This is a genomic window from Desulfovibrio sp. Huiquan2017 (assembly GCF_017351175.1).
Classification (GTDB): domain Bacteria; phylum Desulfobacterota; class Desulfovibrionia; order Desulfovibrionales; family Desulfovibrionaceae; genus Pseudodesulfovibrio.
The window spans coordinates 108,340-129,015 of the sequence record NZ_JAFMPN010000012.1 but is presented as its reverse complement, the minus strand read 5'-3'; the positions used below and the strand labels follow the sequence as shown (position 1 = coordinate 129,015).

23 protein-coding genes are annotated in these 20,676 nt (G+C 63.6%); 15 read left to right on the top strand and 8 right to left on the bottom strand.

What is annotated here, in order from left to right; translation table 11 throughout:
• Nucleotides 1–77: 77 nt before the first annotated feature.
• Nucleotides 78–569 (bottom strand): GNAT family N-acetyltransferase, encoded by a 492-nt coding sequence (locus J0909_RS11945; protein ID WP_207263140.1) that lies wholly within the window; start codon nucleotides 567–569, stop codon nucleotides 78–80.
• A gap of 4 nt (nucleotides 570–573) precedes the next feature.
• Complete coding sequence (locus J0909_RS11940) at nucleotides 574–1,305, bottom strand: SIR2 family NAD-dependent protein deacylase (protein WP_207263139.1); 732 nt, start codon at nucleotides 1,303–1,305, stop codon at nucleotides 574–576.
• Nucleotides 1,306–1,462: 157 nt separating this feature from the next.
• Between J0909_RS11940 and icd the strand changes: the two genes are divergently transcribed.
• The 4 genes from icd to J0909_RS11920 all read left to right on the top strand — a co-directional run bounded on the left by icd (nucleotide 1,463) and on the right by J0909_RS11920 (nucleotide 5,378).
• Entirely contained in the window at nucleotides 1,463–2,605 is a 1,143-nt protein-coding gene (icd, locus tag J0909_RS11935) for an NADP-dependent isocitrate dehydrogenase (protein ID WP_207263138.1), read from the top strand.
• Between the two features lie 297 nt (nucleotides 2,606–2,902).
• Nucleotides 2,903–4,495: an acetolactate synthase large subunit gene (locus tag J0909_RS11930; RefSeq protein WP_207263137.1), complete on the top strand. Its 1,593-nt coding sequence runs from the start codon at nucleotides 2,903–2,905 to the stop codon at nucleotides 4,493–4,495.
• Between the two features lie 102 nt (nucleotides 4,496–4,597).
• Nucleotides 4,598–5,152: a HyaD/HybD family hydrogenase maturation endopeptidase gene (locus J0909_RS11925; protein ID WP_207263136.1), complete on the top strand. Its 555-nt coding sequence runs from the start codon at nucleotides 4,598–4,600 to the stop codon at nucleotides 5,150–5,152.
• Nucleotides 5,121–5,378, top strand: a complete 258-nt coding sequence (locus tag J0909_RS11920; RefSeq protein ID WP_207263135.1) for a HypC/HybG/HupF family hydrogenase formation chaperone — start codon at nucleotides 5,121–5,123, stop codon at nucleotides 5,376–5,378. Before J0909_RS11925 ends, J0909_RS11920 begins: the two co-directional genes overlap by 32 nt.
• A gap of 73 nt (nucleotides 5,379–5,451) precedes the next feature.
• On the opposite strand, the gene J0909_RS11915 is transcribed toward J0909_RS11920, so the two are convergent.
• The 4 genes from J0909_RS11915 to J0909_RS11900 all read right to left on the bottom strand — a co-directional run bounded on the left by J0909_RS11915 (nucleotide 5,452) and on the right by J0909_RS11900 (nucleotide 9,479).
• Nucleotides 5,452–5,784 (bottom strand): DMT family transporter, encoded by a 333-nt coding sequence (locus J0909_RS11915; RefSeq protein ID WP_207263203.1) that lies wholly within the window; start codon nucleotides 5,782–5,784, stop codon nucleotides 5,452–5,454.
• Between the two features lie 17 nt (nucleotides 5,785–5,801).
• On the bottom strand, nucleotides 5,802–6,308 hold the full coding sequence (locus J0909_RS11910; RefSeq protein WP_286181969.1) for a hypothetical protein: 507 nt from the start codon (nucleotides 6,306–6,308) through the stop codon (nucleotides 5,802–5,804).
• 400 nt (nucleotides 6,309–6,708) lie between these two features.
• Nucleotides 6,709–8,427, bottom strand: coding sequence for a nickel-dependent hydrogenase large subunit (locus J0909_RS11905; protein WP_207263133.1), 1,719 nt, complete (start codon nucleotides 8,425–8,427; stop codon nucleotides 6,709–6,711).
• A gap of 65 nt (nucleotides 8,428–8,492) precedes the next feature.
• A complete protein-coding gene (locus J0909_RS11900) occupies nucleotides 8,493–9,479 on the bottom strand; it encodes a hydrogenase small subunit (RefSeq protein WP_207263131.1) in 987 nt (328 codons plus the stop codon).
• Between the two features lie 449 nt (nucleotides 9,480–9,928).
• On the opposite strand from J0909_RS11900, the gene J0909_RS11895 reads away from it, so the two are divergent.
• The 4 genes from J0909_RS11895 to J0909_RS11880 are packed head-to-tail and all read left to right on the top strand — an operon-like array spanning nucleotide 9,929 to nucleotide 13,450.
• On the top strand, nucleotides 9,929–10,228 hold the full coding sequence (locus J0909_RS11895) for an MTH1187 family thiamine-binding protein (protein WP_207263129.1): 300 nt from the start codon (nucleotides 9,929–9,931) through the stop codon (nucleotides 10,226–10,228).
• 12 nt (nucleotides 10,229–10,240) lie between these two features.
• On the top strand, nucleotides 10,241–12,205 hold the full coding sequence (locus J0909_RS11890) for a diguanylate cyclase (protein ID WP_207263127.1): 1,965 nt from the start codon (nucleotides 10,241–10,243) through the stop codon (nucleotides 12,203–12,205).
• Nucleotides 12,206–12,260: 55 nt separating this feature from the next.
• Nucleotides 12,261–12,917, top strand: a complete 657-nt coding sequence (locus J0909_RS11885; protein ID WP_286181980.1) for a cyclic nucleotide-binding domain-containing protein — start codon at nucleotides 12,261–12,263, stop codon at nucleotides 12,915–12,917.
• The gene (locus J0909_RS11880) at nucleotides 12,914–13,450 is read left to right on the top strand and encodes a GNAT family N-acetyltransferase (protein WP_207263124.1); all 537 of its coding nucleotides are present in this window, start codon (nucleotides 12,914–12,916) and stop codon (nucleotides 13,448–13,450) included. Before J0909_RS11885 ends, J0909_RS11880 begins: the two co-directional genes overlap by 4 nt.
• 16 nt (nucleotides 13,451–13,466) lie before the next feature.
• Here the strand turns inward: J0909_RS11880 and J0909_RS11875 are convergent, their stop codons facing one another.
• Nucleotides 13,467–14,213, bottom strand: coding sequence for a UPF0280 family protein (locus J0909_RS11875; protein ID WP_207263122.1), 747 nt, complete (start codon nucleotides 14,211–14,213; stop codon nucleotides 13,467–13,469).
• A gap of 186 nt (nucleotides 14,214–14,399) precedes the next feature.
• A complete protein-coding gene (locus J0909_RS11870) occupies nucleotides 14,400–15,053 on the bottom strand; it encodes a lactate utilization protein (RefSeq protein ID WP_207263120.1) in 654 nt (217 codons plus the stop codon).
• A gap of 231 nt (nucleotides 15,054–15,284) precedes the next feature.
• On the opposite strand from J0909_RS11870, the gene rpmH reads away from it, so the two are divergent.
• From rpmH to J0909_RS11835, 7 genes are all read left to right on the top strand, one after another.
• Nucleotides 15,285–15,419: a 50S ribosomal protein L34 gene (gene rpmH, locus J0909_RS11865; protein ID WP_071546398.1), complete on the top strand. Its 135-nt coding sequence runs from the start codon at nucleotides 15,285–15,287 to the stop codon at nucleotides 15,417–15,419.
• Nucleotides 15,407–15,778: a ribonuclease P protein component gene (gene rnpA / locus J0909_RS11860; RefSeq protein WP_207263201.1), complete on the top strand. Its 372-nt coding sequence runs from the start codon at nucleotides 15,407–15,409 to the stop codon at nucleotides 15,776–15,778. The genes rpmH and rnpA overlap by 13 nt, the downstream gene beginning before the upstream one ends.
• 7 nt (nucleotides 15,779–15,785) lie before the next feature.
• Entirely contained in the window at nucleotides 15,786–16,067 is a 282-nt protein-coding gene (yidD, locus tag J0909_RS11855) for a membrane protein insertion efficiency factor YidD (protein WP_353616761.1), read from the top strand.
• Nucleotides 16,037–17,704 carry a membrane protein insertase YidC gene (yidC, locus tag J0909_RS11850; RefSeq protein ID WP_207263118.1) on the top strand — a complete coding sequence of 556 codons (1,668 nt, stop codon included), beginning with the start codon at nucleotides 16,037–16,039 and terminating at the stop codon, nucleotides 17,702–17,704. The genes yidD and yidC overlap by 31 nt, the downstream gene beginning before the upstream one ends.
• 43 nt (nucleotides 17,705–17,747) lie before the next feature.
• A complete protein-coding gene (locus J0909_RS11845) occupies nucleotides 17,748–18,839 on the top strand; it encodes a Jag family protein (protein ID WP_207263116.1) in 1,092 nt (363 codons plus the stop codon).
• A 123-nt stretch (nucleotides 18,840–18,962) separates the two neighbouring features.
• Complete coding sequence (gene mnmE / locus J0909_RS11840) at nucleotides 18,963–20,354, top strand: tRNA uridine-5-carboxymethylaminomethyl(34) synthesis GTPase MnmE (RefSeq protein ID WP_207263114.1); 1,392 nt, start codon at nucleotides 18,963–18,965, stop codon at nucleotides 20,352–20,354.
• 1 nt (nucleotide 20,355) lies between these two features.
• Nucleotides 20,356–20,625 carry a hypothetical protein gene (locus J0909_RS11835; RefSeq protein ID WP_207263113.1) on the top strand — a complete coding sequence of 90 codons (270 nt, stop codon included), beginning with the start codon at nucleotides 20,356–20,358 and terminating at the stop codon, nucleotides 20,623–20,625.
• Nucleotides 20,626–20,676: the final 51 nt, after the last annotated feature.

Sequence of the window (20,676 nt, the reverse complement as noted above, 5' to 3'; positions counted from 1 at the left end):
CCAGGGGCACGGGCGCGTGGCAAGGAAACACGAAATCCCGAGGCGCGCCTTTGCGGTCCGGGGCCCCGATCCGCGTCTCAGCCCGCCTTCGAACCCGGCTCGGTGAGGCGTAACACCATGGGAACGAACCGGATGCCGTCGGATTCCCGCTCGGGAGCCACGGCAACGAATCCCATCCTGGCATAGCCGCCCACCGATCCCGGCGAGGCGTTGACCGTCAGTTCGGTCAGGTCCGGGTTTTCCGCGCGGCAACGTCCCACGGCCATCCGCATGAGAGCCTTCCCCACGCCCTTCCCCCGGCAAGGGCCCGAAACGAAAAACAAAGCCACGTGTCCGCCGTCCACCACCTCGATGACGCCCACCAGGACGTCGCCCCGTCGAGCCGCAAGCGCAACCCCCCGGCCGGGTCTGCGGGAGAAGGCATGCCCGCTCAGGAAGGACTCGAAGGCGATGCGGCCCTGCGTTGAAAAATCGGGACCCACGAAGTCCGCGAACACATCCCGGACCAATCGCCGGGCCTCGGACTCCCGCTCGGGAGCCAACGTTTCGTACAGAATATCGCTGAACACCGCGTCACTCCCCCAGCCCGGCGGCCAGTTCGGGCAGGATCTCCCCGGCAGGGCCGTGCAGGGCGAAGTCCATGAACCCGGTGTTCGGGGTCGGCGCGGGGTTGATTTCTACGGTCACGGCCCCGTGGTCCTTGGCCAGTTGATAGAAGGACGCGGCGGGCTGGACCAGGTTCGACGTGCCCACGGACAGAAACACGTCCGCCTTGCCGACCGCCTCAATGGCCAGCCGGAGCACGCCCGGAGTGAGCGGTTCGCCGAACCAGACCACGCCTGGCCGCAGCAGATGCCCGCAGACCGGGCAGTCCGGCAGGTCCGGCAGATCGCTGAAATCCTCGCGGGCGTGGGTGCAGACCGTGCAGCGCACCCGCCACAGCGAACCGTGCATCTCAAGGAGTTTGTGGCTGCCCGCCCGGGTATGCAGACCGTCCACGTTCTGGGTGATCAGAAGAAAATTCGGTATTTGCCGCTCCATGGCCGCCAGCGCCAGGTGCGCCGCGTTGGGGTGGCAACCGCTCACCAGACTGCGCCGCCAGTTGTAGAATTCCCAGACCAGTTCCGGGTGGGCGGCAAAGGCGTCCGGCCGGGCCAGATCCTCGGCCCGATGATGCTTCCACAGTCCGTCGCGCCCCCGAAAGGTGGGCACCCCGCTTTCGGCGGACACGCCCGCGCCGGTCAGGACGACCACTCGCCCGCCGCCGCTCAACAAGGCCTTGACCATCTCCAATTTAGCCTGCACGCTATCTCCAATTGTCCGTTATTTTATCATTTTCAAGGCCGAAGCCCGCCCCGTTCCGCGACGGCTCCGGCCAGGCCGCTTGCAATCCGGCCGAATAAACGTCATAGTCCGTTTCTTTATTTCGCAATCACCCGACCACATTGCCCAGGAGGATCCAGTGGCTACTAGAACTGTCTACTACATCGAAGGCGACGGCATCGGCGCCGAGGTCTGGGCCGCAGGCCGTCCCGTCCTGAACAAGGCCGTGGAGATCGCTTATGGCGGAGCCAATCAACTCGATTGGCGGGAACTGCTGGCCGGAGAAAAGGGGTTTGCCGAGACCGGCGAATACCTGCCCCAGGCGACCATGGACGCTCTGGCCAAAGCCGACCTGGCCATGAAGGGCCCCCTGAATACGCCCGTGGGCAAGGGGTACCGCAGCCTGAACGTGACCATGCGTCAGGTCTTCGACCTCTACGCCTGCATCCGCCCCATCAAATATTTCAAGGGAATCGAATCCCCGGTCAAGCGGCCCGACCTGGTGGACATGGTCGTATTCCGCGAAAACACCGAGGACGTGTACGCCGGTATTGAATACCAGTCAGGCTCCCCGGAGGCCAGAAAATTGATCGCCTTTCTCGTGGACGAACTGGGCGCCAAGATCGACGTCACCGCGGGCGTGGGCATCAAGCCCATCACCCCGGCGGGCTCCAAGCGGCTGATCAAAAAGGCCCTGGACTTCGCCATAGCCGAGGGCAGACCGTCCGTGACCCTGGTCCACAAGGGCAACATCATGAAGACCACAGAGGGCGGCTTCCGCGCCTGGGGCTATGAGCTGGCCGACGAGGAGTACAAGGGCCGCGTCGTGCGCGAGGGCGCGGACGGCGAGGGCGTGATCATCAAGGACCGCATCGCCGATGCCATGTTCCAAAACGTGCTCATGTACCCCGAGCAATACTCGGTCATCGCCACCACCAACCTGAACGGCGACTACATTTCCGACGCCCTGGCCGCGCAGGTGGGCGGGCTGGGCCTGGCCCCCGGCGTGAACATGGGCGACAAGCTCGCCTTCTTCGAACCAACCCACGGCACCGCCCCGACCATCGCGGGCAAGGACATGGCCAACCCCGGCTCCCTGATCCTGTCCGGGGCCATGCTCCTGGAGCACATCGGCTGGCATGAGGCCGCCGCGCTCATCCACGCCTCGGTGGAGAAGACCCTGGCCGCCAAGAAGGTCACCGTGGACCTGGCCGCCCAGATCAGCGGAGCCACCCAAGTGGGCTGCAAGGAATTCGGCGAGCTCCTGCTGGCCAACCTCTAACCTGCCGCTTTCCCGAACCTTCCCGGCGGGCCGCGACCAATCGTCGCGGCCCGCCGTTCTGCTTTGTGTCCAACGAATCGCCGCTCCACGGCTTGACCCCCACCCCCCTCTTGGCTACCCTCGGCAATGGCGGGAACTGTTTTCCCGGCCGGTCCCGCACAGCCCGGTTCCCGCCGGGCCGACGCTCGCAGACGATTGTCCCCCCCCTTTCGGGACACCGTCGCCCCTCCGGATTTCCGTTTTCGCCTCCGGCCGGGACCGTCTCTCCACCAGACCCTGCAAAAAAGGAGTCGAATCATGTCTCAAAATACCCCTGAGATCACCCAAACCGGCCAGTGCAGCGAATGCAACGGCGCGGACAGCCTGGTCGCCACATTGGTCAACAGCGGCGTGGAGGTCTGCTTCGCCAATCCCGGCACCTCGGAGATGCATTTCGTCTCCGCCCTGGACCGCATCCCGGGCATGCGGCCGGTCCTCTGCCTGTTCGAAGGCGTGGCCACGGGCGCGGCCGACGGCTATGCGCGCATGACCGGCAAGCCCGCCTGCACCTTGCTCCACCTCGGCCCAGGCTTTGCCAACGGCATGGCCAACCTGCACAATGCCCGCAAGGGCCAATCCCCGGTGGTCAACATCGTCGGCGATCACGCCACCTATCATGAGCGCTACGACGCGCCCCTGACCTCCAACGTGGTCGGCTTTGCCGAGGCCATCTCCCACTGGGTCCGCCGCCCGCGCAGCCCCCGCACCGTGGCCATGGACGCCGCCGAAGCGGTCCGCGCAGCGCGCGTCGCCCCGGGCCAGGTGGCCACGCTGATCCTGCCCGCGGACACGGCCTGGCTTCCGGCCGAACGCCCCGCGCCCGGCCTGGATGCGCCCGGCCCCGCCCCCGTGTACCCGGACGCCATGGACGCGGCCGCCAAAGCGCTGACCAACGGCAAAAAAACCGCCATTCTCCTGCGCGGGGCCGTGCTCTGGGGCGATGGCCTCAATGCGGCCGGGTGCGTCGCGGCCAAGACCGGGGCCACGTTGTTCTGCGACACGTTCACCCCGCGCATGCGCTCCGGCGCGGGCGCGCCCGTGGTGGAACGGCTGCCCTACCGGGGCAAGGACGTCCTGGCCCGGCTCGACGAATTCGAGCAGCTCCTGCTGGTCGGGGCCGAACCGCCGGTCTCCTTCTTCGCCTATCCCGGCCAGGAGAGCTGGCTGACCCCGCCCCATTGCGCCATCCTGACCCTGGCCCACGCGAGCCAGGACGGCAACGCCGCCCTCATCCACCTGGCCGAGGCCGTAAACGCCTCGCCCGATTGCCCCATGGTCCCGCTCGCCCCGCCCGCCCTGCCCGGCGATGGTCCGTTGACCGCCGAGGCCGCCCTGCGCATCGTGGCCGCCCTGTTGCCCGAGAACGCCATTGTCACCGATGAGGGCATCACCTCGACCCTACCTTATGCAAACCTGCTCGCCCAGGCCGCGCCCCACGACTATCTGGCCCTGACCGGCGGCTCCATCGGCGGCATCCTGCCGCTCAGCACCGGGGCCGCCGTGGCCGCGCCCGACCGCAAGGTGGTCTGCCTGGAAGGCGACGGCAGCGCCATGTACACCGTGCAGTCCTTGTGGACCCAGGCCCGCGAAAATCTGGACGTGGTCACCGTGCTCTACGCCAACCGCTCCTATGCGGTCCTCAACCAGGAGCTCAAGCTGGTCAGGGCCGCGTCCAAGGGCGACAAGGCCCTGTCCCTGCTCGATCTGCACGATCCGTCCCTCGACTGGGTCCGCCTGGCCGAAGGCATGGGCGTCCAGGCCGTGCGCGCCGAGACCACCCGGGGATTCGCCGACGCCCTGCGCTCAGCCCTGAGCGCCAAGGGCCCCCGGCTCATTGAGGCCGTCATCTAGGACCACGTTTATCGGGCCGGGAGCCGCTCCCCGGCCCGATTTCGGACACGGATTTTCGTTTTAGACCTTGCGAAAACCTTGGCTCTCTACTAAGTGAAAGTCATGCCTGAAAAAGATACACGCATTCTCATTCTGGGCGTCGGCAACATCCTGTTCACCGACGAGGGATTCGGCGTTCGGGTGGCCGAAGATCTGGAGCAAAAATACGAATTTTCCGACAACGTGACCGTGCTCGACGGCGGCACCCTGGGGCTCAAGCTCATGGGGCCGATCATGGAGTCGGACTACCTGATCATCGTGGACATCGTGCTCAACGACGGCGAGCCGGGAGAAATATTCCGCCTGCTGGGCGAGGACCTGAACAAAGCCTGCGCCTTCAAGAACTCCCTGCACCAGACCGACTTGCTCGACACGCTGGCGCAGTGTAGCATCATCGGCAGCGTGCCGGATCAAGTGGTCCTGTTCGGCATCGAACCGGTCAACTACCACGACATGTCCGCCGCCCTGTCCCCCGAGCTCGAAGCCCGGCTGCCGCAGATGGAAGCCCTGGTGCTCAAGGAAGTGGAGGCCGCGGGCGGCTCCCATACCCTTCGGACGGACAAGAACCCCGCAATGGAGAAGATCTATGTGCCTCGCGATACCAGCAGAAATTCTTGAAATCAGTGACGGCGTCGCCACCTGCAAGGTGGGCGAAGGCGACACCACGGTCCAGGCGTCCATCATGCTCATGGACGAGGAAGTGGCGCTGGGTGACTACATCATCATCCATGCAGGTTTCGCCCTGCGCAAGCTCGACCCCAAGGAAGCCCAGGAGACCCTCAAGATCCTGCGCGACATGGTGGACCTTCTGGGCGGCGAGAATTATCAGCACGAAATGCTCTAGGCATTCCGCCAAGACACCAAAAGGCCCGGAACGCGTTGCGCTCCGGGCCTTTTTCATCGCCGGACGACAGGGCTCAGTGGGCCACGGTCTTTGAAAAAAGATTGATGACCGCCACCCCGGCCACAATGAGGCCCATGCCAAGCAAAGCCGGAAGGTCCAGGGACTGCTTGTAGACGACCACCCCGACCAGGCCGATGAGCACGATGCCCAGGCCCGCCCAGATGGCGTAAGCCACGCCCATGGGAATGGTCCTGAGAACCAGGGCGAATAGAAAGAAGGCCAGCCCGTACCCGGCCACCACCAGCAGACTCGGGCCGATGCGGGTGAACCCGTCGCTCACCTGGAGCGCCGTTGTGCCGATGACTTCGCAGACTATGGCAAGAGCCAGATAGACATATCCCATGATGCTTCCCATGCGCCTGTTCAGGCGCGCTGTTTCTTGCCTGGCAGGAACGAGGTGCGCAAGAACGCCGGACTGGCAAAGGCCAGCGGGTTGCGGACCACGAGATCGGGCAGGATGTGGTACCAGCGGTAGCCCCGTCCGTGGAAATAGATGCGGGCTCGGTCCAGGTGCCCGGTCTCCCGGGCCGCGTGCAGGGCGGCGTCGCGCTGGCAACGCGACCGGGCCAGGGGCTTCAGGATGCGTTCGTTGAACCCGTACCGGAGAAGCATGGCCTTGATCCGTCGGTACTCGCGATGCCGCGACACGCCGTCGGCCAGGGCAAAGAAGGCGACCGCCAGCCAGCATGCGCCCCACCACCCGAAGGCGAGCCCGACCACCACATTCCCGGCCGACCAGTGAGCCACGCCCACCCCCTTCAATCCGAAGGCGAGCAACAGCGCTCCGGTCCCGGTCAAATACGGCCACGGCGCGGCCCGCACATACCGCGCCCCGCGCTCCCAGGCACTCGATCTTTCCTTTTCCCGCATACCCAACTTCGTAGCCCACCAACCTCATGAAGGTCAAACCCGACCGACCGCCGAGAGCCCGACGTCCCGCGAAATGGCCTCTCCCACACGCGAGAACACCGCGGTCCGCCACCATGCGACGGCCGTGGGCATCGCGCTTGATCGGGCCAGACCGAACCGTTCAAGTAGCCCATCCCGCGCACCCTTCCCGTGTACGCGCGAATAAAGGCTTCGCGAAGTGGATCAGCCGTGCATTTTCGAGAAGGGATTTGACCGCAACATAGTCCGCCTGGGGGCAGATCGAAGCCCCCGCGAGAACTATGCGGATGGGCCACGATCAACCGCCGCCGATGCCGGCCCCAAAAAAGGGGGCCGGCATAAGCCGACCCCCTGTTCTTTTGCGCGGTTGCGCCTATGCACTCTACAGGACGCGGAACTTCTTGACGTTACCGGTCTTGTTGTCGATGACGTGCACGCCACAGGCGATGCAGGGGTCATAGGAGTGGACGGTGCGCAGGATCTCGACCGGGCGTTCCGGATCGGCGATCGGGGTGTTGTCCAGCAGGGCCTCTTCAGTGGGGCCGGGCAGGTTGTTGTCGCAGCGGGGACCGAGGTTCCAGGTGGACGGGACCACGAGCTGGAAGTTGTCGATCTTGCCGCCCTTGATGCTCATCCAGTGGCTCAGGGCGCCGCGGGGAGCGTTGACGAAACCAACACCCTGCGCCTCGGAGGGCATGTCCCAATCCTTGCAGATGTCGAGGTTGCCCTTGGCGATGTTTTCCTTCAGATCGTTGACCATGTCTTCGGTCTTCAGGCAGGTGATCAGGCACTCGATACCACGGGCGCCGGTGCGGCCCAGGGTGGAGAACAGGGCCTCGGGGCCGACTTCCAGTTTGCCGAGCACGAAGTTGACGTACTTGACGAACTCGGGATGACCCAGGCCGTAGTTGACCAGGCAGGTGGCCAGCGGGCCGACCTCGGTGGGTTTGCCGTCGTAGCGGGGCGCCTTCATCCAGGAGTACTTCGCCTTGTCGTCCAGGCTGGTGTACATGGGATCGGTCACGCCGGCGTAGGGATGCTTCGGAGAATCATCCTTGTACCAGGAGTGTTTGACGTGCTCTTCGATCTTGGTCGGGTCGAAGGCCTGCACGTCGGTGATCTTGCGGTCGAAGATGACGCCGGGCTTGACGTACCGGGAGTTCAGGTCGGCCTCGCCGCCCTGAGCCGGATATTCGCCGAAGCTCATGAAGTTGGTGGTGCCGCCGATGGAGGCCCAATCCTTGTAGTAGCTGGCAACGGCGATGAGGTCCGGGATGTAGCAGTCGAGGATGAAGTCCTTGATGTCCGCGTACAGAGCCAGGAAGTCATTGATGTACTTGTCGGTCAGACCTTCGTAACAGGTCACGCCACCCATGACGGTAAACTGGGTGTGCGGGTTTTTGGCACCGAACACCGCCATGGCGCGAGCGGCCTTGACCTGCAGGTGCAGGGCGTTCAGGTAGTGGTTGGTGGCCAGCAGGTTGACCTCGGGCGGCAGGACGTAGGCCGGGTGGCCGCCGAGGAAGTAGGCGTTGGTGAAAATGCCCAGGCGGCCGGAATCGACGATGCCCTTGACGGTGTCCTTGGTCTTCTGAAGGTCTTCCTTGGAGGAGACGATCTTGGGATCAGGGCGCACGGTCTTGGCGACGGCGGCGGCGATTTCAGCGGTCTTGTTGACATCGGCGGACAGACAGCCGGTGACGTCGACGAAGTCCAGGGCGTGCAGGTGATAGAAATGCACGATGTGGTCGTGCATGAACTGCGCGGCCATCACCAGGTTGCGGATGATGGTGGCGTTGTGGGGCAGTTCCTTGTCCACGCCGACGGCATTGTCGACGCAACGGATGGAAGCCAGAGCATGCACGTAAGTGCAGACGCCGCAGGAGCGCTGGGTGAAGTGCTGGGCATCGCGGGGATCACGGCCTTTCAGGATGATCTCCAGACCGCGGAACAGCTGGGAGCTGCTGCGGACATCAACGATTTTGCCATCTTCGACCACGGCCTCGATGCGCAGGTGACCCTCGATCCTGGTGACCGGATCAACTACGACATCGTGTTTCCCGTGCGCCATCGGGGCGGCTTTAGGGGAGCAACCAGACATATTGTATCCTCCTTAAGAATTCTGATTCAGTCTGCGTTTGTTGAACGAAACCATTTCCACATCGACTAGAGCTGGCTCAGGTCGGCGTAGAAGTAGGTCTCGCCATCCCAGTCGGCACCGTCCCAGAAATCGGGCTGCGAGCAGCCGATGCAGGGGTGGCCGGACTGGACAGGCCAGTTGTACTGGTTGAACTTGACCGTGGGGCAGTTGTTGAAGGTCTCGGGACCACGACAACCGAGCTTGCGCAGACACCAGCCCTTGCGGGCTTCTTCGGAACCGAAGGAAGGCGCGAATTCGTCCATGTCGAAATGCTCCTGCCTCGGGCAGTTGTCATGCACGGTCTCGCCGTAGAAGGGGATCGGACGGCCGACTGCGTCGAGTTCGGGAATACCCTTGGTGAGGAAGTGCACGATGGTGCCGACCAGGGAGAACGGGTTCGGCGGGCAGCCAGGCACGTTGATGATGGCCTTGCCCGGGAACAGTTCGCCGACGCCCTTGGCGGCGGTGGGGTTCGGAGCGGCTTTCTGCACGCCGCCGTAGGAGGCACAGGTGCCGTACGTGATGGTGGCGGCGGCGCCGGTGACAACCTTGGTGGTGGTCTCCAGCATGGTGTGCCCGCCGACCTTGCCGTGAGCACCGGCCTCGTTGGCAGTGCCGGCCGGAGCAGTGGGAACACCGCCTTCGATGACGGCGACATAGTTGCCGGCATTGACGGTATCCCACAGGGCCTTCTCGGCGGCGTGACCCGCCGCGGCCATGATGGTTTCATGGTAGTTCAGCGAGATGTAGTCCAGAATGAGGGCGTCGATGTAAGGCTCGACAGTCCTCAGGATGGATTCGGAACATCCGGTACATTCGGCGTTGTGCAACCAGACCACGTCGGGCCTGTTGTCAGCTGTGAGGGCCTCGGCGACTTTCGGGGCGAAAGCCGGACCCATGCCCATCACTGCGGCCACGGTTCCGCAGAACTTCATGAAATCACGACGGGAGACACCGCGTTTTTCCAGCCGTTCCACGGCTCCTTCCTTGCCATGACCTACGGAAAATTTCATAGAACACCTCCGTAATAGAATGAGTCTGCCATGCCGGAAACACCGTTATTCCCGCCATGACCGTCGGGCACACGCCCGAACTCGGACCTAAACCGTCTCTTTGCCACGATTAACAAAATCGTGACACGATTAACATTCTTTTTCCGAGTTCGTGCTATAACCCCCCGGAAAAATTAATTAACAAAGTCGTATCTCGCTTTACAAACAAAATCAATAGGCAACTTCAAAAAACTTTCAAGCGAATCGGCAAACTAGGCACCGGTGAGCACTCGTGACAAGAATCACAGAGCGGCCAGCCGTGGCGGACGGCGGGGGGCCGTGGACGCCCTTCCTCCCGCCACGGCGATACGAAACGGGCGTCGTGAACTATAATTGATTCCCTTCTTCCTCTCCTGGTACAATCGGGCTATAACCGGGAACAAAACATCCATTCAAGGGAGGGCTTTTCCATGGCCGTTATCGTTGATCTTTCCATTTTTCCCCTGGACAAGGGCGGCTCCGGTCTGAGCACCTACGTCTCCCGCGCCCTGAACGTCATCAAGGCGTCCGGGCTGAAATATCGCCTCTGCCCCATGGGGACCAGCATCGAAGGCGAGTGGGACGAGGTCATGAACGTGATCGACGGCTGCTACCGTGAGCTGGAAAAGGATTCGGACCGGCTGTACATGACCATCAAGGTGGACGCCCGCAAGGGCCGCCGAGACGGCATGAGCCAAAAGCTCCACAGTGTGGAGAGCAAACTTACATAAGGCATGCCCTCCATGGCAGCCCCTCCTGACAAACAGCCCACACATTACGGGAACGCCCCCCCGGCTCCGCCGGGGACGTTCAACACCCGGTCCCTGACCTTCAAGTTCCTGGTGCGCATTCTGCCGCCCCTGCTGGTGGGCACCCTGCTGCTCATGCTTGTCGTCGGGCACTTCTCCCGCCGCGAGGCCATGTCCAGGATCGACACCGATGCCGGCGTCTTCGCCACGGCCACCAGCCGCGTGCTGGCCGGGCTGCTGTGGAACTATCAGACCGAGGAAATGGTCAGTGCCCTGGCGACCATCTCCAGCAACCAGGCCATGCTCGGGGCCGAAATCCTCGACGAAAAAGGCAACCTATTCCTGGCCTACGGCATCACCCCGGCCGACCGGGTGGACGGTCTGCGGACCCTGTGGCGGGACATTTACCGGCGCATGCCCGACGGAAGCCGCGTGGACATGGGTAGGCTGGGCATCCACTACACCCATACCTTTGCCGAAAAACGATTCCGCCAGCAGTTCCTCTGGCAGATGCTTTCCTATGCGCTGATCATTGCCGTGACTCTGGCCGGAACGGTCTACGCCTTCAACCGGACCGTGAGCCGCCCGCTCGAAGCGTTGCTCCAGGCCATCCGCACCACCGGGGACACCGGCCGTTGGGCCCAGGCCGATTGGCACAGCGACGACGAGATCGGCGAAGTCATCGACGCCCACAACGCCATGCTCCAGCACATCGCGGCCAAAGAGGAGGCCCTGGCCGACAGCGAAAAACGCTACCGCCAGCTCTTCGAAAACGCCCTGGTGGGCATCTATCTCATCAACTCCGACGGCGCCGTCGTCGAGGCCAACCGGACCGTGACCGACATCCTGGGCTACGATCCCACCGAACCGGTGGACACGGCCAGTATCCAGAACCACTACGTGCATCCCGAGGACCGGGAACGGATATGGGCGGCCCTGGAGCGGGACGGCGCGATATCCCGCTTTCGTCTCCAGTTGCGCCGGGTGGACGGCAGCCGCATCTGGGCCGAGCTCTCGGGACGGCTGACCCCGGACGGGTCCTTCAACGGCGTCATGCAGGACATAACGGACCAGGTGGAGGCGGAACGGGCCATGGCGGAACGCGACGAGCTGTACCGCGCCTTCTTCGAGGAGAACAAGGCGATCATGATCCTGCACGACCCCCTGGACTCGTCCATTCAGTTCGTCAATCCGGCGGCTTGCCGATACTACGGCTACACCGGCGAAGAAATGACCTCCATGACCATTCGCCAACTGGACTGCATGAGCGACGCGGAAATCTATGGAGAGCTGAGGACGGCGGCCGAGGAACGGCGCAATTACTTCAAACACGTGCACACCCTCAAGGACGGCACCCGGCGTGACGTGGAAGTCTTCACCGGGCCGGTCTCCCTGGGACGCCGCCAACTGCACTACTCCATTATCCACGACGTCACCGAGAAACGGCGGCTGGAGGCCCGGCTCGAACGCATGGCCACCCGCGACCAGTTGACCGGGGCCTACAACCGCCACGCCTTTTTCCAGCGGGCCAAAAACGAACTGGCGCGGGCCAAGCGGTTCGGCCGCCCCCTGACCGTACTCATGTGCGACCTCGACCACTTCAAGGCGGTCAACGACTCCCACGGGCACGCCGTCGGAGACGAAGTCCTGCGCGCCTTCGCCCTGCGTTGCCGGGCCGGATTCCGGCAAAGCGACATCTTCGCCCGCCTGGGGGGGGAGGAATTCGCCGCCCTGCTGGTGGAGACCGACGCCGAACAGGCCATGGAAGCGGCCGAACGCATCCGGAGCATGACCATATCCCGACCCATCCCGACCGAGGCCGGACCATTGACCGTGACCGTTTCCATCGGAATGGCCGCCATGGACCCCGAGGACTCCGTCAACGACCTGCTCAAACGGGCCGACAAGGGCCTGTACAAGGCCAAGCAATCGGGCCGCAACTCGGTGGTCAGGCAATAACCGCGCCCCGGACGGCGATCATCCTCAGCGAAAACGGAGCAGCCACACCGTGTCCATGATCACCCAACAAAACATCCAGTTGAAGCAGGTTTCACGCGGCAACTACCTGATGCGCAACGTGCTCAGGCACAACATGGTCTTCGAGGAAGGCGGCAAGGGCGACGCCGCATACATCCTGACCGAGGGCAAAATCGAGATCTCCGGGACCGTCGAAGGCCGCAAGAAGGTCTTCGCCGTCCTCAAGCCCATCTCCATCTTCGGCGAGATGGCCCTGTTCCTGGATGACGGCGTGCGCACGGCCACGGCCATCGCCCTGGAGGACTCCAAGGTCATCGTGGTCACGCGGGACGACCTGGAGGAATTCATGCGCGAATCCCCCAAGGTCATCGCCTCGATCATCACCGTGCTGGTCAGCCGCCTCAAGTCCACCACGCGCAAGGCCATGAAGGTCCCGTCCGTGGGGCTTGGCGTGGTGCGCATCCTCGATCTTTTCTCCACTTGCGGCACGCTCGAACTCAAGTATGAGGCCACGGTCAAAACCCTGGCGGAAACCTTCGTGACCACCCCGGACCGCATCGAGGGCTATATCCACGGCATGGCCGGACAGGGGCTGGTAGCCATTGGCCGGGACGCGGCCGACATGCGCGTCCTCCGCATCCGCGAACGGGAACTGCTCGCCGCCGTCATGCGGCAACGGGAGCCGACGGAATGAATGATTTTTCACGAACCGAACGCACCACCGCGCGCTGCCTGCTGCGTCCATGGAGGATGGCGGACATCCCCTTGATCCCGCCCGTAGCGAATACCCGGGAGATATCCTGGAACACTTCGTTCCGCTTCCCCCACCCCTTTGACAAGGCGGCGGCCGAACGGCTGGTCCTGTGGGCCCGGGACGGCGCGGGCGAGGACAAGTGGCAGTTCGCCATCTTCCTCGACGGGGAGCTGGTCGGCAGTTGCGGAGCTATCCGGGGCGCCGACGTGGAGGCGCACACCGCCAGGGTGGGCTATTGGTTCGGCCCGGCATATTGGGGCAAGGGACTGGCTACCGAGGCCGTGAACGAACTGGTCCGGTACATGCGCGAGGAGACGGCCGTCGAGCAGCTCTCGGCTTCCTGTTTCGGCTGGAACCCGGCCTCCCGCCGGGTGCTCGAAAAGACCGGGTTCAGGCAGGAGGGGCTGCGCCTGGGCGTGGTCCGCAAGTGGGGAAAACTCACGGATCTGTGGATCTACGGCCAATTGCTCTAACCCCGGACGGACGGTCCTAGTCCAGGGCCACCAATTCCAGATCGCCCCAGGCGGCCACCTTGGCGTCGAACTGGGCAAAAACCCCGTCCAACCCATGGGGGGCAAGTTCGCGGGCCCGCTTCAGGACCCGATCCATGTCCTTCTCCGAACATAGCAGATTGCCCAGGGCCGTGGCCGCGGCGTCTGCCAGCCGGGCATCCCCGGAACGCACGGCCACCAAGTCGCCGGACCCGAGGCTCAGAGAATGGCCGATGGTCCCGCTGGAGGCGCACAGGGCCACGGGAAAGGCATCGGCCGCGATGCGCAACCCCACGGACGCCCCGGACCCGGGGTCGGCCAGCAGCGCCACCACCCGTTCGCGCGTGGAGCACAGGTAGGTGTCCCCGCCGTTCTCGACCAGGAGGTTCGGGCTGCGCGGGGCAAAGGCCTCGCCCACGGCCTGGGCGACGGCCCCGGCCACGGCGGCCATGGGCCCCACTCCGCACGCCTCGGCGGCCGCCGCCATGGCCTGGACGATGCCCGGCGCACTGTCCGGCACGGCCACGGGCGTCAGGCTCTCGGCGAACTCGGGATGGAACATGATCCAGTTCTTGATCTCGCCGCGCACCTTGGAGACGAAGGCCGCGATCTCGTCGCGCAGGTCCAACTCGGCGACTACGAGCAGGTCGGTCTGCTCCACGGCCACCTGAAAGCGGACCTCGCCCTCCCGCGCCCGGACCATACGCCGGTATCCACGATCCGTGGAAAGATGCCTGCCGCCCATCACCAAGACCTCCAAGCCGATGTTCCCAATACAGAACAGGTTACGAACACACTTGCGCACACCTTATCCACAGCAGGCTCCATTACGCACACGAAACGAACACCGTTTTCCACACCCTCCCGCGACACGCCGCCCCCTGTTCGGGCGAAAGATCGGCACGTCGCCCACCGCCAGGGCGCCGGAGCCCTAAATCCCCACGTCCGCGTTGATGAGGACGATCTTGATGCGGCCCTTGGGGAAGGACTTCTCGGTGATTGTCCAGACGTTGCAGATGCGCTCCGGGGAGGAGCAGTCCATGCAATAGCCGGTCTTAACGCACGGGGTCTTCGAATCCAGGCGCATGGTGTTGACCGGGGCCACGTATTCCTTGATCCGCTCCATGGCCCGTTCCAGGTCGGGCACCAGCTTGTTGCGGCCAATGAGCAGCACCACATGGCGCGGGCCGAAGGTGATGGCCCCCACGCGGTTGCCGATCATGTCGAGATTGACCAGATGCCCCTCGCGGGTGACGGCGTTGGTTCCGGTAAAGAAACAGTCCACCAGCAGGGCCTGGCGGCGCAATTCGTATTTCTCACCGGGGGACAGGGCCTTGTCCCAGGTATCCAGGGCCTCGTACTCCGGGTTGTCGCGCAGGTAGTCACAGAGGCCCGAAGCGGCCAAGGTGCCGGACCCGCCCCAGGATACGGTACCGGGCTTGATGGCGGGCAGGATTTCGTTGATCACGACATCGCGGGCCCCGTCCAGGGAATCGGCCATGAAGACGTCGAAACCGTTGTGTTCGAGCTGTTCCTTGAGATCGGCGAGATTCAGCTTCCAGTAGTTGTCCATGGGCTTGTCCATATTACCTCACAGTATATAATTCCTTAAAAGGGTCTCTTGTGCCAATTGGAGAAACAGGCGATTTTTCACTCGCCAAGCGGTGAAAAAGCTTGTAGCAGAAAAGCCGCTCGGCCGGAAGCGGCGTCCCGGAATGACGTCGAAAATAGCGCTTGACGGTCACGGGGACAGCGGTTATATGCTTCCGTTCAACGCAACTTCTAGCAAAATTTCACTCTTTAGGAGATTACCGATATGAAACGCACGTATCAGCCCAGCAAATGCCGTCGCAAAAGGACCCATGGTTTTCTGGTGCGCTCCCGCACCAAAAACGGTCGCAAGGTGCTTGCCCGCCGCCGCGCCAAAGGTCGTAAGAGATTAGCCGTCTAGCTTGGAACAAGGAGCGCCGGCTGCTCAGAAGCCCTGAATTCACAGCTTGTTATGAGCAGGGCAAGAAGCATTTCACCCGAAGTTTCATCCTGTTCATCCTCAAGCGCAGCAGCCCCGAGGACGGTATCCGTCTGGGGCTGACTGTCAGTAAAAAGATGGGGCATGCAGTGGCGCGCAACCGTATAAAGAGGGTGGTGCGCGAGTATTTCCGGCTGCGTCAATTCGATTTTGATTTGCCTCTGGATGTCGTCGTTGTTCCGAAGCGGAACCTTGAGGCCAAGCAGCTGACCCTCGCCCTCGCCACAGAAGAGTTTACCCCGCTTTTAAGCCGTTTGCGGACCAAAGCGGCGGCCTCTTAGAGAGGAAATGATGCGCTCCATATTCCTGGCGCTCATTTGGTTTTACCAAAAACTCATCTCCCCCTTGCTGCCTTCGGCATGCAGGTTCTATCCGACGTGCTCCGAGTACGCCAGGGAAGCCCTGATCCGCCACGGAGCCGTCAAGGGGAGCCTTCTTACGCTTTGGCGTCTCCTTCGTTGCCAGCCTCTATGCCGCGGGGGATTTGACCCCGTCCCGGCCGTTTGGCCCGATTCCAAAACCAAAGCGAGATTCACCCCATGGAGAAGAAGGAGCAAATCCGTCTTGTAATTGCCCTGGTCCTGAGCTTTATTGTCCTCTTCGGATGGCAATATCTCACGGGTCCCTCGGCGGAACAAAAAGCGGAAATGGCCCGCAAGGCCGCCGAGGCCGAGCAGAAGACGGCCGCCCTCACCCAGAAACCCCAAACCGCAGCCGAGGCCGCCGAACAAGCTGCTCCCGTTCCCAATTTCGTTCCCACCGACGGCGTGTCCGTCACGGTGAACACCCCGCTGTACACTGCCGTGTTCAATTCACAGGGCGGCGTACTCGAAAAATTCATCCTCAAGAAATACCGCGAGACCATTCAGAACGACTCTCCGTTCGTGGACCTGGTGGGCACCAACGCTTTCGCCAAGGGACCGCTGGGCCTGATCCTGACCCTGAACGGCAAGGAATACCACACCTGGAAACGCGGCGAGTGGGCCTTTTCCGGCTCGGACCTGAATCTTGCCGAAGGCGACGGCACCAAGACCCTGACCTTCTCCGGCCAGGTTGACGGGTATCGTATCGAGCGGGTTCTGACCTTCCACCCGGACACCTACCTCATCGACGAGTCCGCCACGGTAGTCAACCTGACAGCCCTCGGCGCCGAGGGCGCGGTGTCCTTCACCGCCGCGGCCAAGTCCATGTCCGAAGAGGGCGACCGCTACAACCCGACCAAGATCGCCTACCTGACCAAGGACACCCGCAAGGAAATCACCGACCGCGACGACCTCAAGAAGGACGGCATCTCGGCTCCGGGCGACCTCAAGTGGGGAGCCATCGAGTCCAACTATTTCCTGTTCGCGGTCATGCCCAGGAGCGAAAACGCTTCCCTGTCCGGCGGCGTGCAGGATGACATCTTCCGCATGGCCGTGACCGACGAAGCCACGTTCATGCCCAACGTGGCCAAAACCCTCAAGACCAGCTACTTCGTCGGCCCCACGGACCGCAAGATGCTGAACGCCATGCCCAACGACCTGGCCGACGCCGTGAACTTCGGCTGGTTCGACTTCCTGGCCAAGCCCCTGCTGGTGGGCCTGAACTTCTTCTACGGTTTCGTCGGCAACTACGGCGTGGCCATCATCATCCTGACCTTGATCATCAAGCTCATCTTCTGGCCCCTGTCGCAGAAGAGCTACGGCTCCATGGAACAGATGAAGAAGCTCCAGCCCATGGTCGCCAAGCTGCGCGAGAAGTACGGCGACGACAAGCAACGCCTCAACCAGGAGACCATGGCCCTGTACAAGACGTACAAGGTCAACCCCATGGGCGGCTGCCTGCCCATGATCGTGCAGATTCCGGTCTTCTTCGGCCTGTACAAGGCCCTCCTCGGCGCCGTCGAACTGCGCCACGCCCCGTTCATCGCGCACCTGCCCTTCACCGATCTGCCTTGGCTGGCCGACCTGTCCGCCAAGGACCCGTACTACATCTCGCCGATCATCATGGGCGCGTCCATGTTCCTGCAGCAGAAGATGACCCCGAGCGCTGGCGATCCCACGCAGCAGAAGATCATGCTCCTCATGCCGCTGGTCTTCACCTTCATGTTCCTGCAGTTCCCCTCGGGCCTGGTCATCTACTGGCTGTTCAACAACCTCCTGTCCATCGGGCAGCAGTTGATGATCGCCAGGAAATCCAAGGCCAAGGCCGCCGCGAGCAACGACTAACGCCTCCGGGGGGCTATCACCCCGGCTTGATAAGGATACGAGAATGAGCGACTTCAAGGAATTCCAGGGCAAGGACCTGGACGAAGCGATCGAAAGCGCGTGTAATTACTTCAATCTGCAACGCGACCGCCTGGAAATAGAGATCCTCTCCGGAGGCTCCTCCGGCATCTTCGGCCTCATGGGCGTGAAGAAGGCCAAGGTCCAGGCCCAGCCCCGCGCCCAGGTGAACGCCTCCGACATCCTCAGCGGCGAGGCCAAGCCGTCCCGGCCCAAGCGCCCGGCCAAGCCCAAGGCCGAAAAGACCCCGGCCCCGGCCCCGGCGGACGAACCCGACGAGTTCGACGATATCGACGAATTCGAGGAGATCGAGGAGATCGAGGAAATCCGGGAGATCGACGTGGTCGAAGAAACCATCGACGAGCCCAACGGCAACCTCATCCCGGAAGAAGTCTTCAACGACATCAACGGCAACGTGGTCACCCCCGAGCCGGACGACGCCCCCAAGCGCAAACCGCGCGAAAAGAAGCCCCGTCCGCCCAAAGGCGAGAAAAAGGGCCGCGAGCGCAAGCCACGTGAGAGAAAGGCGCGCGAACCCCGAGAGCAGCGTGAGGAACGCGAGGAGCGCCCCCGCACGGATATGTCCGAATTTGACCCTGCTGCGCTGGAAACCGCCGTACGCGAGGTCATGGGCGAACTCCTGACCCCCATCGTGGGCGAAACCACCGTGGAGGTCACCCTGGAATCCGACCGGGTCAAGGTCTTCATCGACGACGAGGAAAACTCCGGCCTGATCATCGGCCGCGAGGGACAGACCCTGTCCTCCATCCAGTACCTGGTCAACCGGTTGGTCTCCCGCAAGATGGAAGGCTCGGTGCGCATCCAGGTGGACACCGGGGACTACCGCGAACGCCAGGACGACAAACTCCGGCAGATTGCCTGGCACTTGGCCGAAAAGGCCGACAGCCTGGGCCGGACCCAGTCCACCAAACCCCTCTCCTCCTATCACCGCCGGGTCATCCACCTGGCCCTCCAGGAAAACGAAACGGTCTTCACCCGCTCCAAGGGCGACGGTCCCATGAAGCGCGTGCTCATCGTCCCCAAAAGCCGCAAAAACAACGGCCGCGCCCGGTACTAGGACGGCCCCTCTCGGCTGCGGCGCATCCGTGCCAGGCCGAAAGCCACGGAATATTCAAGGGCCGCTCCATGAGCGGCCCTTTTCCTTTTTGCCATTCCACCCAAGCTCCTGTAAGGAATCTCCATGCTCGACCCCAGGCACTCCCAGGACACCATTGCGGCCATAGCCACTCCGCCCGGCGACGGCGGCGTGGGCATCATCCGCATCAGCGGCCCGCGCGCCCGCGCCATCGCCCGTACCCTGTTCCGGTCCGCAAACTCGGGCTTCACCGATTTCGCGCCCTACCGGCTGCACCACGGCCAGGTGGTCAATGCGCACGGCGCTCTCCTGGACGACGTGCTCTGCGCCAGCATGCCCGGCCCGAATTCCTACACCGGCGAGGACGTGGTCGAAATCAACTGCCATGGCGGACGCACCGTGCTCGCGGCGGTGTTGCAGGAAACCCTGGATCGGGGCGCACGGCTGGCCGAACGCGGCGAATTCACCTACCGCGCCTTCATGAACGGCCGCATGGACCTGTCCCAGGCCGAGGCCGTGGCCGAGATGATCCACGCCCCCACCAAGGCGGCCCTGCACTTGGCTCAAGTCAAACTGTCCGGGTTGCTCGGGCAGAAAATCGCGGCCCTGCGGGCCCAGCTCGAAACGCTGCGCGCCCAACTGGCCGTAGCCGTGGACTTTCCCGACGAGGAGCTGGAATGCCTCTCCCCGGAAGCGTTGATCTCCACCGTGGAGGCCGTGCGCGCCGAAATAGCCGGTCTGCTCCGCGCGGTGGACCGCACCCGCGCTTGGCGCGAGGGAGCCCTCGTAGTCCTGGCCGGACGGGTCAATGCGGGCAAATCCAGCCTCATGAACGCGCTGCTCGGCCGCAACCGGGCCATTGTCACGGACCAGCCCGGCACCACCCGCGACTACCTGGAAGAAACCCTGAACCTGGACGGGCTGTCCATCCGCCTGGCCGACACCGCAGGCATGCGCGCCACCGACGACGCCGTGGAGGCCGCCGGGCTCGAAGTGGGCCGCGAACTCATGGACCGCGCCGACCTGGTTCTGCTCCTGACCGACGGCGCCGCGCCCGTGGACGCCGATACCATGGACGCCGCCCGACGCCTGGGTCCGGCCAAGGGCCTGGCCGTGCTGAACAAGGCGGACCTCGACGAATTTCATGAAGCGAACGGCGCGGCGCTCACCGACCTCGGCCTGGAGACCCTGGCCGTGTCGGCCAGGACCGGCGCGGGGCTCGACCGCCTGGCCACGCACATCCGGGAGCGCATCCTTCGGGGCGCGGGCCAGCCCGACCCTGACGAACTCGCGCCCAACGCCCGCCAGGCCGCTGTGCTGGCCGAGGCTGACGCCGAACTGGCCGGTCTCGCCGACGACGCCGGGGCCGGGGTCCCCTACGACCTCCTGAGCGTACGGCTGGAAACCGCCTGCGACACGCTCTCCGGCATTACCGGCGAAATCGCGGCGAACGACGTTCTCAACGCCATTTTCGACACCTTCTGCATAGGGAAATAACATGACCAAGGAACCCGAGATCATCGATGTGCAGCACGTCACCTGCGGCTTGGTGCCGCTCATGCAGACCTACCTGGAGGGATCCGACCCCGATGTGGAGTCCGTGTCCTTCAAGGTCCGCCAAGGCATCCAGACCGAACTCTGGAACTCCTTCGGCACGGGCAGCCGATGGCGGCTGACCTCCATCACTCAGGATCTGTTCTTCGACGTAGCCACCTTCGTGCGCGTGCAGGTTTCCGAACTCGACCCCCTGGGGCTGGCCGATTTCTAACCCGGAAGCATGACGAAGCCCCCGCCGGTCCCTGGACCAGCGGGGGCTTCG